The organism is Streptomyces sp. NPDC048018, assembly GCF_043202995.1.
Lineage (GTDB): Bacteria > Actinomycetota > Actinomycetes > Streptomycetales > Streptomycetaceae > Streptomyces.
Map to the genome: position 1 here is coordinate 138330 of NZ_JBIDBK010000007.1, position 15882 is coordinate 154211.

Here is a 15882-nt window from a genome sequence, read left to right on the forward strand (position 1 = left end):
CGGTCAGTCGCCGAGCACGCGGCGCAGGTAGTCGTTGCCGAAGCGCCGGTCCGGGTCCAGCCGGTCCCGCAGTTCGACGAACTCGCCGAACCGCGGATAGACCTTCTCGAAGTAGGCGGCGTCCCTGGTGTGCACCTTCCCCCAGTGCGGCCGGCCGCCGTGCTCGGTCATGATGCGCTCCACCGAGGTGAAGTACGCCTGGTGGGGCGTGCCCTTGTACAGGTGCACCGCGATGTACGCGGACTCCCGGTCCGAGGCCGTGGACAGCGTGATGTCGTCGGCGGGCGCCGTCCGCACCTCCACCGGGAAGCTCACCTTCAGCGGCGAACGCTCGATCATCGCCTTCAGCTCCCGCAGCGCCGGCACGGCCGCCTCACGGGGCAGGGCGTACTCCATCTCCAGGAAGCGCACCCGCCGCGGCGAGGTGTAGACCTTGTACGGGATGTCCGTGTACGTACGGGCCGACAGGGCGCGGCTGGAGATCCTGGCGATCGACGGGATGACCGGCGGCACGGCCCGGCCCAGGGAACAGGCCAGCTGGAAGATGCCGTTGGACAGCAGCTCGTCCTCGATCCAGCCGCTGATCCTCCCGGGCGGGGCCACGGGGCCCGCGCTGCGGTTGTTGCGCTTGGTGTTGCAGTTGTCCGTGTGCGGGAACCAGTAGAACTCGAAGTGCTCGTTCTCCGCGTGCAGCTCGTCGAACTCCGCGGTCACCCGGTCGAAGGACATCGGCTCCTCGCGCGCGGTGAGCAGGAAGACGGGCTCCACGGCGAAGGTGATGGCGGTGATCACGCCGAGCGCGCCCAGGCCGATCCGTGCGGCGGCGAAGACGTCGGGGTTCTCCGTGCTGGAGCAGGTCATCAGACGCCCGTCGGCCGTGACCAGTTCGAGTGCGCGGATCTGCGCGGCGATCGAGGCCGATTCCCGGCCGGTGCCGTGGGTGCCCGTGGAGGTGGCCCCGGCGACCGTCTGCTCCATGATGTCGCCCATGTTCGTGAGCGACAGACCCTCGCGGGCCAGCGCCACGTTGAGCCGCTTCAGCGGCGTGCCGGACTCCACGGTCACGGTCATCGCCTCGCGGTCGATCCGCCGGATGCCGGTGAGCAGTCCGGGCCGGACGAGCACGCCGTCCGTGGCGGCGATCGCGGTGAACGAGTGGCCGGTGCCGACCGTCTTCACCCGCAGCCCGTCCTCGGCGGCCTTCCGCACGGCGTCCGCGAGCTCCTCGGCCGAGGCCGGGCTCACCTCCCGCACGGGGCGGGAGGTGACGTTCCCCGCCCAGTTACGCCACGGGCCGTTCGCCGCCCCGTTCCCCGACCACTGCGTCGCCCGTGTCCTCGGAGTCCTGCTCACGCTGCCCCTCCCGTGTCGGCACCGGCCTGCGCAGCCGGCGGAAGCCCAGGAGTGCCACCACGACCGCGAGCGCACCCGAGACCACGGGCACCACGTACGCCGCCTTCGCCCCGGACGCGTCGACCACCCAGCCGGCGGCCGAGGAGCCGAGCGCCACACCGATCGCGAGCCCGGTCCCTGTCCAGGTCATGCCCTCGGTCAGCTTGGTGCGCGGTACGTGCGCTTCGACGAGGGCCATCGTGGTCACCATCGTCGGTGCGATGGAGAGGCCCGCGACAAAGAGCGCCACGGCCAGCAACGGCAAGTTCCCGGCCAGTAGGAGGGGGATCATACTCACGGCCATCGCGCAGACGCCCAGGAGCCACCTCAGCGACGCCTCGCTCCTGAGGTGCAGCAGCCCGAAGACCGCGCCGGCCAGGCAGGACCCCAGCGCGTAGACGGCCAGAACCAGACTTGCGGCGGCCTTGTGGCCCTGCTCCTCGGCGTACGCGACCGTCACCACGTCCACGGATCCGAAGATGGCCCCGGTGGCGACGAACGCGAGCGCGAGCACCTGGAGGCCGGGGGAGCGCAGCGCGGAGCCGCCGGTGTGCGCCCCGCGCGGATGCGGGGCGGGCTCGGTGGCGCGCTGCGCGGTCAGCCAGAAGACGCCGATGGCGAGGAAGACGCCGGCGAGCAGCGGGCCCGCCTCGGGGAACCAGACGGTCGACAGGCCGATCGAGACGATCGGCCCGAAGATGAAGCAGACCTCGTCGACGATCGACTCCCACGAGTACGCGGTGTGCAACCGGCGCGCCTCGCCCCGGTAGATGTCCGCCCACCGGGCGCGCGTCATCGCGCCGACGCTCGGCACACAGCCGATGAAGGCCGTGAAGACGAACAGGGTCCAGTCCGGCGCCTCGAACTGCACGCAGAACAGCAGTCCCGCGCCCGCCACGAGCGAGACCAGGGTCGCCGGGCGCAGCACCCGCCGCTGCCCGTGCCGGTCGACCAGCCGCGAGATCTGCGGGCCGATCGCCGCTGCCGACATCGCGAGCGTCGCGGAGAGCGCGCCGGCGAGCCCGTACCGCCCGGTGACCTGCGAGATCATCGTGACGATGCCGATGCCCATCATGGACAGCGGCAGCCGGCCGACGAAGCCGGCCACGGAGAAGGCTCTGCTGCCGGGGGCGGTGAAGATCGCACGGTAGGGACTGGGCAAGGGGATCTCCGGGCTCGGGCAGGACGTGCGGACGCGCACGGGTCGGGCGGGGCACGCTCAACACGTGTAATTAATAGCTAAAGCCTACGGCTTTGAAGTGGTCGGGTCACTCACTTTTCCCGGTCGGGCCGCGCCCCGGGCCGTCCGCGGCGAGTGGGAGGATCGGTGCCATGTCCGACGAGCTCGATCCCGCCCCGTACGACGCCCTGCTGCTGCTCTCCTTCGGCGGCCCCGAAGGCCCGGACGACGTGGTCCCGTTCCTGGAGAACGTGACCCGCGGCCGCGGCATCCCCAAGGAACGGCTGAAAGAGGTGGGGCAGCACTACTTCCTCTTCGGCGGCGTCAGCCCCATCAACGACCAGAACCGCGCCCTGCTCGACGCCTTGCGCGCGGACTTCGCCGCCGGCGGCCTCGACCTGCCGGTCTACTGGGGCAACCGCAACTGGGCGCCGTACCTCACCGACACCCTGCGCGAGATGATCACCGACGGCCGGCGCCACATCGCCGTCCTCGCCACCAGCGCCTACGCCTCGTACTCCGGCTGCCGCCAGTACCGCGAGAACCTCGCCGACTCCCTCGCCGAGCTGGAGGCGGAGGGGCTGCCGCTGCCCCGCGTCGACAAGCTCCGGCACTACTTCAACCACCCCGGCTTCGTCCGCCCCATGGTCGAGGGCGTGCTCGCCTCCCTCGACGAGCTCGACCCGTCCGTACGCGACGGCGCCCACCTCGCCTTCACCACCCACTCCATCCCCGACTCCGCCGCCGACACCTCGGGCCCCGTCACCGACCACGGCGACGGCGGCGCCTACGTGAAGCAGCACCTCGACGTCGCCCGGCTGATCGCCGACGCGGTCCGCGAGGAGACCGGAGTCGAGCACCCCTGGCAGCTCGTCTACCAGTCGCGCAGTGGCGCCCCGCACATCCCGTGGCTGGAGCCCGACATCTGCGACCACCTGGAGGAGCTGCACGGCGCCGGCGCCCCCGCCGTCGTCATGGTGCCGATCGGCTTCGTCTCGGACCACATGGAGGTCCTCTACGACCTCGACACCGAGGCCACCGCGAAGGCCGCGGAGCTGGGGCTCCCGGTCCGGCGCTCGGCCACCGTCGGGGCCGACCCGCGGTTCGCCGCGGCCGTGCGCGAGCTCGTCCTGGAGCGCGCCGCGAACGAGCGCGGGGAGCGCGTCGAGCGCTGCGCCCTCGGCGCGCTGGGCCCCTCCCACGACCTCTGCCCGATCACCTGCTGCCCCGCCCGGGCCGAACGGCCGGCGGCGGCCGGCGCCGACAGCCCGTACGCGTAAGGAGACCGCCCCCGTGACCGACCCCCTGCTGCCCGAACTCCTCGACCTGGCCCTGGAGGCCGGTCGCCGGGCCGGCGCCCTGCTGCGCGACGGGCGACCGGACGACCTGGCGGTGGCCCGGACCAAGACCAGCGCCATCGACGTCGTCACCGAGATGGACATCGCCGCCGAGAAGCTGATCACCGGCTTCCTCGCCGAGCACCGCCCCCAGGACGGCTTCCTCGGCGAGGAGGGCGCCTCCAGCACCGGCACCAGCGGCATCCGCTGGGTCGTCGACCCGCTGGACGGCACCGTGAACTACCTCTACGGCCTGCCGACCTGGTCGGTGTCCATCGCCGCCGAGCGGGACGGCGAGACCGTCGTCGGCGTCGTCGAGGTCCCGCTGCGCGGCGAGACCTTCCACGCGGTCCTCGGCGGCGGCGCCTGGCTCGGCGACCGGCGCCTGGCCGTCCGCCCCTCCCCGAAACTCGACCAGGCCCTCGTCGCCACCGGCTTCGGCTACCTCCAGACCCGCCGCGCCCACCAGGCCGAGGTCGCCCAGCGCCTCCTCCCGCGCGTCCGCGACATCCGCCGCGGCGGCTCGGCCGCGATCGACCTCTGCGACGTCGCCGCCGGCCGCCTCGACGCCTACTACGAACGCGGCCTCAACCCCTGGGACCTCGCCGCCGGCGACCTCATCGCCCGGGAGGCGGGCGCCCTCACCGGCGGCCGGGCAGGCGTCGCCGCGTCCGGAGAGCTGGCCCTGGCGTCGTCCCCGGGGCTGTTCGGCGTCCTCCAGGAGTTCCTGGAGGAGTCGGGCGCCTGGCACGACTGAGCCCGGACGCGCCATGACAGGGGTGGGCCCCCGGAGTCGGTGACTCCGGGGGCCCACCCGTGGTGCGGGTGCGGGAGGTCAGGCGCAGCGCGCGCCGACCTCCACGCCGTGTTCGGCGGCCAGGCGGTGCAGGTCGTCCAGCTCGGCCTGCTCGACATCCGCGAGGAAGTCGTCGCCCGACTCACGAGCGCGCGTGAGGTCGGACTGCGTGGCCTTGATGCGGTGCAGCAGTCCTGCGGTGAAAGCGTCCATCGTGCGCCCCCTCGTGGTGGGTCGGTGGCACGGGGAGTGCCGGGGGTGGGTGGACCACACACTGCTACCTCTGGGGGACAGAGAGCGGTAGGTGGCGTGCCACCTACAGGGCGTGATCGCGGGGTGTGCAGTCGTCCTCCCCAGCCCTTTCCTCACAGAAACCTCAACTGGCGCGCGAATCAGGTGAATTCTTCCGGCCCCGCCCCGCCACCCCGCTCCACCGCGCCCGCCCGCCGGCCCCCGCAGGGCCGTCTTACAGCCGGTTTACGCGCGTTCGGGGCAGGATGGACACGCACAGTCAGTGCGCAGAACGCCCCGTCCGCGTCCAGGAACAGGGCTCCAGGAAAGGACTTACCGACGTGCGCGTACTCGTCGTCGAGGACGAGCAGCTGCTCGCGGATGCGGTGGCCACCGGCCTGCGCCGGGAGGCCATGGCCGTCGACGTCGTGTACGACGGCGCCGCGGCCCTCGAACGGGTCGGGGTCAACGACTACGACGTCGTCGTCCTCGACCGGGATCTCCCCCTGGTCCACGGCGACGACGTCTGCCGCAAGATCGTCGAGCTCGGCATGCCCACCCGCGTCCTGATGCTCACCGCCTCCGGAGACGTCAGCGACCGTGTCGAGGGCCTGGAACTGGGCGCCGACGACTACCTGCCCAAGCCCTTCGCCTTCAGCGAGCTCACCGCCCGCGTCCGCGCCCTCGGCCGCCGCACCACCGTCCCGCTCCCGCCCGTCCTGGAGCGGGCCGGCATCAAGCTCGACCCCAACCGCCGCGAGGTCTTCCGCGACGGCAAGGAGGTCCAGCTGGCGCCCAAGGAGTTCGCGGTCCTGGAGGTCCTCATGCGCAGCGAGGGCGCCGTCGTCTCCGCGGAGCAGCTCCTGGAGAAGGCCTGGGACGAGAACACCGACCCGTTCACCAACGTCGTACGGGTCACCGTGATGACCCTGCGCCGCAAGCTGGGCGAGCCCCCGGTCATCGTCACGGTCCCCGGCTCGGGATACCGGATCTGACCCGATGCCCCAGAGCCCGGCGCCCGTGCACGCGCCTCCCAAACCGACCTGGGACCCCAGGGACCCGGTCGGCCCGCTGCTGCGTCCGACCATCCGCATAAGACTCACCCTGCTCTACGGCGGGATGTTCCTGATCGCCGGCATCCTGCTGCTGGCGATCATCTACCTGTTCACCGCGCAGGCCCTGCGCGACAGCACGAGCGAACTGCCCTTCAAGGTGGTCACCGGCACGGTCACCGCCACCACGGACTGGTGCCGGCTGCCCGACAAGTCCACCGGCGAGCAGCTCAACAACGCCGTCTCCATGTGCCTGCGGCACCAGAGCGACCTCGCCCTGGACGACCTGCTGCGCCGCTCCCTGTTCGCCCTGCTCGGCCTGAGCATCATCGCCTTCGCCTTCGGCTACGCGATGGCCGGCCGGGTGCTCTCCCCGCTCGGCCGGATCACCCGCACCGCCCGCCAGGTGGCCGGTTCCGATCTGTCCCGGCGGATCGAGCTGGACGGGCCGGACGACGAGCTCAAGGAGCTCGCCGACACCTTCGACGACATGCTGGGGCGCCTGGAGCGCGCCTTCAGCGCCCAGCAGCGCTTCGTCGCCAACGCCTCCCACGAGCTGCGCACACCGCTCGCGATCAACCGCACGCTGCTGGAGGTCCAGCTCTCGGACCCCGGGGCGCCGATGGAGCTCCAGCAGCTCGGCAAGACCCTCCTCGCCACCAACGAGCGCAGCGAGCAGCTGGTCGAGGGCCTGCTGCTGCTCGCCCGGAGCGACAACGAGATCGTCGAGCGCAAACCCGTCGACCTCGCCGAGGTCGCCTCGCGGGCCGTGGACCAGGTGCACGCCGAGGCCGAGGCCAAGGGCGTCGAGTTCCGCGGGGAGCGGGCCCCGGCCGTCGTCCAGGGCAACGGCGTCCTGCTGGAGCGGATCGCCCTGAACCTGGTGCAGAACGCCGTCAGGTACAACGTTCCCGAGGGCGGCTGGGTGGAGGTCACGACCGAGACCCGGGACGGCGAGGCGGTCCTGCTCGTCACCAACACCGGACCCGTGGTCCCGGCGTACGAGATCGACAACATCTTCGAGCCATTCCGGCGCCTCCGGCAGGACCGCACCGGCAGCGACAAGGGTGTCGGCCTCGGCCTGTCGATCGCGCGCTCCGTCGCGCGTGCCCACGGCGGCCGTATCATCGCGGAGCCCCGGGACGGGGGTGGCCTCGTGATGCGCGTCACGCTTCCGATCTGACACACTTCACGTGCCGACCGGATTTGTTCGCTATGGGCGGAATTCCCGGTTCTCGTTCCTGAGACGGTCCTGTGTGATCGATCACAGGAATGAGTGTCCGGAGTTCCACTCTCCGTGATCGCGAATTCTTCGGAAAACCCGGAAAAGTCCGGGTTTCCGGGGGTCGGAATGACGGGAAGTACACGGGGTGGCACCCGTGAAGGAGGCCCCGCGGACCGTGTACGGTCCGCATCGCCACCCAAAGCCGCTCACTCGTGAGAGGGCGGATTGGGTGTCGATTGAGTAACAGACCTTGATGTGAGGCAAAATCTCCGCCTCGGGTCGGGCACAAGTCCGGCCTCTCACGCGTTACGTGCGCTGGAGACACCGCAAACCACCCAGAGGGGGAGAGCGACATGGCAACGGATTACGACACCCCACGCAAGACCGACGACGACGTCGACTCGGACAGCCTTGAAGAACTGAAGGCCCGCCGGAACGACAAGTCGACCTCCACGGTCGACGTCGACGAGTTCGAGGCCGCCGAGGGCCTGGAACTTCCCGGCGCAGACCTTTCGAACGAGGAGCTGGCCGTCCGGGTCCTGCCCAAGCAGGCGGACGAGTTCACCTGCATGAGCTGCTTCCTCGTGCACCACCGCAGCCAGCTGGCTCGGGAGAAGAACGGCCAGCCGATCTGCCGCGACTGCGACTGAGATCGAGCGGCCGTGGCAGGCGACACACCGTCTCGGAAGCGGCGCCTCCGACTCCTGAAGAGGTCGGAGGCGTACAAGGGCGGCCCGGGCTCGGCAGAGGGCGTCATGGACGACCCCTCCGCCGTGCACTCCGCCCACCTGCCCACATCTGGCGCACGTGACGACGAGCGGGGCCACACGGCCTCGCTCGAAGCAGCGGACGCCCCCCACCAGGCCGCCGACGGGCCTGATACCGAACAGCAGGACGCCCCCAAGGGCGGCCTCATCAGACGCGTGGCCAACCCCGCGCGCGTCCAGCTCGACCGCATCAAGCTCGACAACGCCCGCATCGACGCCGTACGGCGCGGAGTCAAGCGCGGCGGCCAGGGCGCCAAGGCCGGGATCGGCTATCTCGCGGACCGGGTCATGGAACTCGCCCCGCGCGTACCCGTCCGGGACCTGGCCACCCTGCAACGGCATTTCCCCGGGCTCGGCCCCGAGCAGATCGCCGACAAGCTGATCACCGGCGCGGCCAACGCCAGCGCCACCGTCGGCGCCGGCATCGGCGCCGCCGCCATGCTGCCCGTACCGCCCGCGATGCCCGCGGAACTGGCCGCGGAGATCACCGGCGTCGCCGCCGTCGAGATCAAGCTCATCGCCGAACTCCACGAGGTCTACGGCCTGCGACCGCCCGGCGGGCTCACCCAGCGCTCGACCGCGTACCTGACCTCCTGGGCGGAGGAGCGCGGCATCGACCCCACCAAGCCGACCACGGTCAACGCGGCCCTCGGCGGCCAGCTCAAACGCGAACTGCGCCAGCAGATCATGAAGCGCATGGTGCGCAACCTGCCGATGCTCACACCCTTCATGGTGGGCGCGGCTGTCGGCGCGGTCATGAACCGGCGCGACACCAGAAAACTCGCCGCCCACGTCCGCAAGGACCTGCGGGCCCGCCAGATCCCGTGGGACGCCCTCCCGGCCCTGCCTCCCCTGGAACAGCCGGAGAACCCCAAGGAGATCGACTTCTAGCCGCCCGGGGCCCCAGGGGCCCCCTCCATGGCCCGGGCGCCCTCCAGGGGGCGTCCACCGCCCTTCCCGGGGCCTCTCCCCGCGCACCGCCGGAACCCCGGAGCGCGATGGCGGCCGACCACCCCCGCCGGCCCTGAGCCCGGGCCCGCCCCGCCCGCCTGGTCAAGCCCGGTCGACGCGCGCTAACGCACCTCGGCGCGGGCCGTCTCCAGGGCACTCACCAGCGCCTCCGGATCACGACTGGACAGGTAGACGTACGGCGTCGGATCCGCCGGATCCGTGACCTCGACCCGCACGGCCGTCGGCACATAGCTGCGCATCAGCATGAAGGCGCGCGGATCGGCCTTGTACGAGCGCCAGGCACGCGCCTCCTCCGCGTCCAGGACCTCCGGGACACCCAGGGCCGACACCGGAATCCTCGCGTCCCCCGCGACCAGCGAACCGGACACCACCCGCACCCGGGCGGAGCCGTACGAGGACACCGCCACCGCCGCCAGCGCCGCCGCCGCCGCCACACCCACCAGCGTCGGCACCGTACCCAGCGGGAACAGCACCAGACCGCCGGACAGACCCAGCAGGGCCACGATCACCCACCAGGAGGCAGGCGCGGTGAGGCGCTCGTCGAAGCTCGGCGCGGCGGGCTGTGCGGAAGACGCTGCGGAAGGCTGCATGCATCCAAGCTTGGCACGGCGCGACCAGCGCCCGGCCGCGCGGGTAAGGTCTGCGCCTGTGACTGGAACATCTGCCGCTCTCACCCCGCCGGCCGACGCCATACCGCCGGTACGCCACCCGGACGCGCCCGCCCCCGGCGAGCTGCTCGGTGCGCACTACGAGTACTGCTTCGGGTGCGGCGGCGGGCAGCCCCACGGGCTGCACCTGGAGGCGCGCGCGGGCGAGGGCGTCACGGTCACCGCCGAGTTCACGGTGACCCCCGACCACCAGGGCGCCCCCGGTCTCGCGCACGGCGGCGTCCTCGCCACCGCGCTCGACGAGACGCTCGGCTCCCTCAACTGGCTGCTGCGGGTCATCGCCGTGACCGGCCGCCTGGAGACCGACTTCGCCCGGCCCGTGCCGGTCGGCACCGTCCTCCACCTGCAGGCCGAGGTCACCGCCGTACACGGCCGCAAGATCTACTCGACCGCCGTCGGCCGGATCGGCGGGCCCGAAGGCCCCGTCGCCGTCCGCGCCGACGCCCTCTTCATCGAGGTCAAGGTCGACCACTTCATCGACAACGGGCGCCCGGAGGAGATCCAGGCAGCCATGTCCGACCCCGACCAGGTCAGGCGCGCCCGCGCCTTCGAGGTGAACCCCTGATGCGCAATCCCGTCGACGTACTGATCCGCCGCCTGGACCCGGAGGTGCCGATCCCGGCCTACGGGCACCCGGGCGACGCCGGCGCCGATCTGGTGACCACCGAGGCCGCCGAACTCGCCCCCGGGGAGCGCGCCGTCCTGCCCACCGGCGTCTCCATCGCCCTGCCCGACGGCTACGCGGCCTTCGTGCACCCACGCTCCGGGCTCGCCGCCCGCTGCGGAGTCGCCCTCGTGAATGCCCCGGGGACGGTCGATGCCGGGTACCGTGGAGAGATCAAGGTGATCGTGGTCAATCTCGACCCGCGCGAAAGCGTGCGGTTCGAACGGTTCGACCGGATCGCCCAGCTGGTCGTCCAGCAGGTCGAGAAGGTGCGCTTCCACGAGGTCGCGGAACTTCCCGGCTCTGCGCGGGCCGAAGGGGGCTTCGGGTCCACCGGCGGTCATGCCGCCGTGGACGGCACTACGGGTGGGAATCGATACGCTTCGGTCGTATCCGACCGGGAAGGACAGTGACGTGTTCGGACGTCGCAAGAAGAGCGGTGCCGCGGAGGACGCGGCGGGCGAGGCCGAGCAGGTCGTCGACGCGGTCGACACCGAGGACGCGGCCACGCCGCGCCGGGTGAACCTTCCGCCGGCGCCCCGGCCCGACGGGCCCTGGGACATCTCCGAGGTCAGCACGCCCGAGGAAGGCCGCGTGGACCTCGGCGGCATCTTCGTGCCCGGCGTCGAGGGCATGGAACTGCGCGTCGAGGTGGCGGGCGACGCGATCGTCGCGGCCACCGTCGTGCTCCGCGACAGCGCGGTGCAGCTCCAGGCCTTCGCCGCGCCGAAGAAGGAAGGCATCTGGGGCGAGGTCCGCGACGAGATCGCCGAGGGCATCACCCAGCAGGGCGGCGCCATCGAGGAGATCGAGGGCCCGCTGGGCTGGGAGCTGCGGGCCCAGGTCCCCGTACAGCTGCCCGACGGCAACAGGGGCGTGCAGCTCGTGCGCTTCGTCGGCGTCGACGGCCCGCGCTGGTTCCTGCGCGGCGTGATCTCCGGCCAGGGCGCGGTGCAGCCCGAGGCCGCCGGTCTGCTGGAGCAGATCTTCCGGGACACCGTCGTCGTCCGCGGCGAAGGCCCCATGGCCCCGCGCGACCCGATCGTCCTCAAGCTGCCCAACGACGCGCAGATGGTGCCGGACGGCGTGCAGCAGGAGGACCAGGCCGGCTCCCGCTTCTCCGGCGGCATGGGCCAGCTGCAGCGCGGTCCGGAGATCTCCGAGATCCGCTGACCCCGACGACATGACCCAGGCCCGGTGGGCCGCCCCCGCACCCAGGGAGCGGCCCACCGGGCTTTTCCACAGCCCCCACCGCGCCCCCGCACCGGCTTGTCCACAGCCCTGGCACCCGCCACCGCCCTGTGCCCATACTGGCGGCGCACACGTTCCGACCAGGGGGTAGCACGGTGAGTGAGAGCAACGCGCGGACCGGCACGACCGTCATCGAGGACCCGGCCGGCGCGCCCATGATCCGCGTGGAGAACCTGCACCGGTCGTACGGCACGGGCGCCGCCGCCGTCCACGCCCTGCGCGGCGTCTCCTTCGCCGTCCCGCGCGGCGAACTCGTCGCCCTCAAGGGCCGCTCCGGCTCCGGCAAGACCACCCTGCTCAACCTGGTCGGCGGCCTCGACACCGCCGACACGGGCCGCATCGTCATCGACGGCACCGACCTCGCCGACCTCGGCGAGGAGGGACTCCTGGAACTGCGCCGCGACCGGATCGGCTTCATCTTCCAGTCCTTCGGCCTCATACCGATCCTCACCGCCGCCGAGAACGTCGGCGTCCCCATGCGGCTGCGCAAGGCCGACCCGAAGGAGCGCGAGGAGCGCGTCGCCCTGCTGCTCGCCCTCGTCGGACTCGCCGACCACGCCGCGCAGCGCCCCGGCGAGCTCTCCGGCGGCCAGCAGCAGCGCGTCGCCATCGCCCGCGCCCTCGCCAACCGCCCCGCGCTCCTGATATGCGACGAGCCGACCGGCCAGCTCGACGCCGAGACCGGCCTCGCGGTCATGGAGCTCCTGCGAGCCGTGGTCCGCAGCGAGGGCTGCACCGCCCTCGTCGCCACCCACGACTCCCAGCTCCTCGGCCTGGCCGACCGCGTCCTGGAGCTGAGCGACGGCGAGATCATCGAGCACTGACGGGGCGGCCCGGTCACTGACGGCCCCGGGACATCAGGATCACGTCAATACCCGTCCAAGCCCCCCACACCCGCGCGGAATGTCCGTTTGGCTGGACGTAAGGTCGAGCCATGGGACGCGGCACACTACGGATCTACCTCGGCGCGGCACCGGGCGTCGGCAAGACGTACGCGATGCTGTCCGAGGGGCATCGTCGCGTCGAGCGGGGGACGGACTGCGTGGTGGCGTTCGTGGAGCACCACGGGCGGCCGCGTACGGAAGTGATGCTGCACGGGCTTGAGCAGGTGCCCCGGCGGGAGATCGAGTACCGGGGGACGGCGTTCCCCGAGATGGACATCGACGCCACGCTGGCCCGGAAGCCCGCCGTGGCGCTCGTGGACGAGCTCGCCCACACCAATGTGCCCGGCTCCCGCAACGCGAAGCGGTGGCAGGACGTCGAGGAGCTGCTCGCCGCGGGGATCGACGTCGTGTCGACCGTCAACATCCAGCACCTGGAGTCACTGGGTGACGTGGTCGAGTCGATCACCGGCGTACGACAGCGGGAGACCGTCCCCGACGAGGTGGTCAGACGGGCCGACCAGATAGAGCTCGTCGACATGTCGCCGCAGGCCCTGCGGCGCCGGATGGCGCACGGCAACATCTACCGGTCCGACAAGGTCGACGCGGCCCTGTCGAACTACTTCCGCCCCGGCAACCTCACCGCGCTGCGGGAGCTGGCGCTGCTCTGGACCGCCGACCGGGTCGACGAGTACCTGCGCAAGTACCGCGGTGAGCACAACATCCGTTCCACCTGGCAGGCCCGCGAGCGCATCGTCGTCGGCCTCACCGGCGGCCCCGAGGGACGCACCCTCATCCGCCGCGCCGCCCGCCTCGCGGAGAAGGGCGCGGGCGGGGAGGTCCTCGCCGTCTACATCTCCCGCAGCGACGGCCTCACCTCCGCCTCTCCGAAGGAGCTCGCCGACCAGCGGACCCTCGTCGAGGACCTCGGTGGAACGTTCCACCACGTCATAGGCGACGACGTGCCGTCCGCCCTCCTGGAGTTCGCCCGCGGCGTCAACGCCACCCAGATCGTCCTCGGATCCAGCCGCCGCCGCTCCTGGCAGTACGTGTTCGGTCCCTGCGTCGGCCAGACCGTCGCCCGTGACTCGGGACCCGACCTCGACGTCCACATCGTCACCCACGAGGAGGCCGCCAAGGGCCGCGGCCTGCCCGTCGCCCGCGGCGCCCGGCTCGGCCGGGTGCGGATCCTGTGGGGCTGGGTGGTGGGTGTCGCCGCGCCCCTGCTGCTCACCCTGGTGCTCACGAGCGTCGACGCGGACCTCGGGCTCGCCAACGACATGCTGCTGTTCCTCGCGCTGACGGTCGCCGCCGCCCTCCTCGGCGGCTTTCTGCCGGCGCTCGCGGCCGCCGCCTTCGGCTCGCTGCTCCTCAACTGGTTCTTCACTCCGCCGATCCACCGGCTCACGATCGCCGATCCCACGAACATCGTGGCCATCGTCGTGTTCTTCGGTGTGGGCATGTCCGTGGCCTCCGTGGTCGATCTCGCCGCCCGGCGTACCCACCAGGCCGCCCGGCTGCGCGCCGAGTCCGAGGTCCTCTCCCATCTCGCGGGCAGCGTCCTGCGCGGGGAGTCGAGCCTGGAGGCCCTCCTCGAACGCGTCCGTGAGACCTTCTCCATGGACTCCGTCGCCCTCCTGGAACGCTCGGGCGACCTCGAACCGTGGACCTGTGCGGCGAGCGTCGGCTCCCGGCCCGTCGACCGGCCCGAGGAGGCCGACGTCGACATGCCGGTCGGCGACCATCTCGCCCTCGCCCTGACCGGCCGGGTGCTTCCCGCCGAGGACCGCCGGGTGCTGGGCGCGTTCGCCGCCCAGGCCGCCGTCGTCCTGGACCGTCAGCGGCTCGTCGGCGAGGCCGAGGAGGCCCGCCGGCTCGCCGAGGGCAACAAGATCCGCACCTCGCTCCTCGCCGCCGTCAGCCACGACCTGCGCACCCCCCTCGCCGGCATCAAGGCCTCCGTGTCCTCCCTGCGCTCCGACGACGTCGAGTGGTCCGACGAGGACCGCGCCGTGCTCCTGCAGGGCATCGAGGAGGGGGCCGACCGGCTCGACCACCTCGTCGGCAACCTCCTCGACATGTCCCGGCTCCAGACCGGCACCGTCACGCCGCTCATCCGTCCGACGGACCTCGACGAGGTGGTGCCCATGGCGCTGGGAGGTGTCCCCGACGGGAGCGTCGAGCTCGACATCCCCGAGACCCTGCCGATGGTCGCCGTCGACCGCGGGCTGCTGGAACGGGCCGTCGCCAACATCGTCGAGAACGCCGTGAAGTACAGCCCGGAGGGCGTTCCGGTCGCCGTCGGCGCCAGCGTGCTCGGCGAGCGGCTCGAACTGAGGGTCACGGACCGCGGGCCCGGCGTCCCGGACGCGGGCAAGGAGCGCATCTTCGAGCCCTTCCAGCGCTTCGGCGACGCCCCGCGCGGCTCGGGTGTCGGCCTCGGCCTGGCGGTCGCCCGCGGCTTCGTCGAGGCCATGGGCGGTACGGTCTCCGCGGAGGACACCCCGGGCGGCGGACTGACCATGGTCCTCACCCTCAGGACCGCCGCCGGCACCGCGCCCCCGCCCGCCGGCGCCGCCGCGACGACGTCCGTCCACACCTTCACGTAGCGCGAGGCCCGGGCCGTAAGGCGCCGCTCACCGCCGCACACCGCTGATCCCCGCACACCGCTCACCCCGCCCCGTCCACTGCCGCCCCGTCCACTCCCGCACCGCTCACACCCCCGCACCGCCTACCCACGGAAAGAAGGGCACCTCTCCATGACCCGGGTCCTCGTGGTCGACGACGAGCCACAGATCGTCCGCGCCCTGGTGATCAACCTGAAGGCACGCAAGTACGAGGTCGACGCGGCGCCCGACGGCGCCACCGCGCTGCGGCTGGCCGCAGAACGCCACCCCGACGTCGTCGTCCTCGACCTCGGTCTGCCCGACATGGACGGCGTCGAGGTGATCAAGGGCCTGCGCGGCTGGACCCGGGTGCCGATCCTGGTGCTCTCGGCCCGGCAGACCTCCGACGAGAAGGTGGAGGCGCTCGACGCGGGCGCCGACGACTACGTCACCAAGCCCTTCGGCATGGACGAGCTGCTGGCCCGGCTGCGCGCGGCGGTCCGCCGGGCCGAGCCGGTCGGCGGCGGGGAGGAGGGCGTCGTGGTCGTGGAGACCGAGGGCTTCAGCGTCGACCTGGCCGCGAAGAAGGTCCACCGCGACGGCAAGGACGTCCGGCTCACCCCCACCGAGTGGCACCTCCTGGAGGTCCTCGTCCGCAACAGCGGCCGCCTGGTCAGCCAGAAGCAACTGCTCCAGGAGGTCTGGGGACCCTCGTACGGCACGGAGACCAACTACCTCCGTGTGTACATGGCGCAGCTGCGGCGGAAGCTGGAGCAGGACCCCTCGCATCCGCGGCACTTCGTCACCGAACCGGGCATGGGCTACCGCTTCGAACACTGAGTTCGGTGCCGGGTTCCGTG

16 protein-coding genes are annotated in these 15882 nt (G+C 72.0%); 12 read left to right on the top strand and 4 right to left on the bottom strand.

Going from position 1 to position 15882, the window contains the following annotated elements; all coding sequences use genetic code 11:
• Positions 1–3: 3 nt before the first annotated feature.
• Together ACGF1Z_RS26430 and ACGF1Z_RS26435 are read right to left on the bottom strand one after the other, a co-directional pair.
• Entirely contained in the window at positions 4–1254 is a 1251-nt protein-coding gene (locus ACGF1Z_RS26430; RefSeq protein ID WP_393008476.1) for a D-arabinono-1,4-lactone oxidase, read from the bottom strand.
• A 28-nt stretch (positions 1255–1282) separates the two neighbouring features.
• Positions 1283–2554, bottom strand: a complete 1272-nt coding sequence (locus ACGF1Z_RS26435; protein ID WP_393008078.1) for an MFS transporter — start codon at positions 2552–2554, stop codon at positions 1283–1285.
• Between the two features lie 170 nt (positions 2555–2724).
• Between ACGF1Z_RS26435 and ACGF1Z_RS26440 the strand changes: the two genes are divergently transcribed.
• Entirely contained in the window at positions 2725–3852 is a 1128-nt protein-coding gene (locus ACGF1Z_RS26440; protein ID WP_393008080.1) for a ferrochelatase, read from the top strand.
• A gap of 13 nt (positions 3853–3865) precedes the next feature.
• Positions 3866–4666 (top strand): inositol monophosphatase family protein, encoded by an 801-nt coding sequence (locus tag ACGF1Z_RS26445; protein WP_393008082.1) that lies wholly within the window; start codon positions 3866–3868, stop codon positions 4664–4666.
• A gap of 78 nt (positions 4667–4744) precedes the next feature.
• Here ACGF1Z_RS26445 and ACGF1Z_RS26450 read toward each other — a convergent pair whose 3' ends face one another.
• Positions 4745–4918: a hypothetical protein gene (locus ACGF1Z_RS26450; RefSeq protein ID WP_376628681.1), complete on the bottom strand. Its 174-nt coding sequence runs from the start codon at positions 4916–4918 to the stop codon at positions 4745–4747.
• A gap of 359 nt (positions 4919–5277) precedes the next feature.
• Here ACGF1Z_RS26450 and ACGF1Z_RS26455 point away from each other — a divergent pair, with 359 nt between their 5' ends.
• The 4 genes from ACGF1Z_RS26455 to ACGF1Z_RS26470 all read left to right on the top strand — a co-directional run bounded on the left by ACGF1Z_RS26455 (position 5278) and on the right by ACGF1Z_RS26470 (position 8871).
• Positions 5278–5931: a response regulator transcription factor gene (locus ACGF1Z_RS26455; RefSeq protein WP_345485078.1), complete on the top strand. Its 654-nt coding sequence runs from the start codon at positions 5278–5280 to the stop codon at positions 5929–5931.
• 4 nt (positions 5932–5935) lie between these two features.
• Positions 5936–7171 carry a sensor histidine kinase gene (locus ACGF1Z_RS26460; RefSeq protein WP_393008085.1) on the top strand — a complete coding sequence of 412 codons (1236 nt, stop codon included), beginning with the start codon at positions 5936–5938 and terminating at the stop codon, positions 7169–7171.
• Positions 7172–7566: 395 nt separating this feature from the next.
• Entirely contained in the window at positions 7567–7863 is a 297-nt protein-coding gene (locus ACGF1Z_RS26465; protein ID WP_003955561.1) for a DUF4193 domain-containing protein, read from the top strand.
• 12 nt (positions 7864–7875) lie between these two features.
• Positions 7876–8871, top strand: a complete 996-nt coding sequence (locus ACGF1Z_RS26470) for a hypothetical protein (RefSeq protein ID WP_393008087.1) — start codon at positions 7876–7878, stop codon at positions 8869–8871.
• Positions 8872–9053: 182 nt separating this feature from the next.
• On the opposite strand, the gene ACGF1Z_RS26475 is transcribed toward ACGF1Z_RS26470, so the two are convergent.
• Positions 9054–9542, bottom strand: a complete 489-nt coding sequence (locus ACGF1Z_RS26475; protein WP_393008089.1) for a DUF3093 domain-containing protein — start codon at positions 9540–9542, stop codon at positions 9054–9056.
• A gap of 58 nt (positions 9543–9600) precedes the next feature.
• On the opposite strand from ACGF1Z_RS26475, the gene ACGF1Z_RS26480 reads away from it, so the two are divergent.
• The 6 genes from ACGF1Z_RS26480 (at position 9601) to ACGF1Z_RS26505 (ending at position 15862) form a co-directional block, all read left to right on the top strand.
• A complete protein-coding gene (locus tag ACGF1Z_RS26480; RefSeq protein ID WP_376628687.1) occupies positions 9601–10185 on the top strand; it encodes a PaaI family thioesterase in 585 nt (194 codons plus the stop codon).
• Positions 10185–10697 carry a dUTP diphosphatase gene (gene dut, locus ACGF1Z_RS26485; protein ID WP_389645545.1) on the top strand — a complete coding sequence of 171 codons (513 nt, stop codon included), beginning with the start codon at positions 10185–10187 and terminating at the stop codon, positions 10695–10697. Before ACGF1Z_RS26480 ends, dut begins: the two co-directional genes overlap by 1 nt.
• Before the next feature lies 1 nt (position 10698).
• Positions 10699–11457: a DUF3710 domain-containing protein gene (locus tag ACGF1Z_RS26490; RefSeq protein ID WP_393008092.1), complete on the top strand. Its 759-nt coding sequence runs from the start codon at positions 10699–10701 to the stop codon at positions 11455–11457.
• A gap of 233 nt (positions 11458–11690) precedes the next feature.
• Entirely contained in the window at positions 11691–12359 is a 669-nt protein-coding gene (locus ACGF1Z_RS26495; protein WP_393008478.1) for an ABC transporter ATP-binding protein, read from the top strand.
• 110 nt (positions 12360–12469) lie between these two features.
• Positions 12470–15025: an ATP-binding protein gene (locus ACGF1Z_RS26500; protein WP_393008094.1), complete on the top strand. Its 2556-nt coding sequence runs from the start codon at positions 12470–12472 to the stop codon at positions 15023–15025.
• Between the two features lie 150 nt (positions 15026–15175).
• Entirely contained in the window at positions 15176–15862 is a 687-nt protein-coding gene (locus tag ACGF1Z_RS26505) for a response regulator (RefSeq protein WP_393008096.1), read from the top strand.
• Positions 15863–15882: the final 20 nt, after the last annotated feature.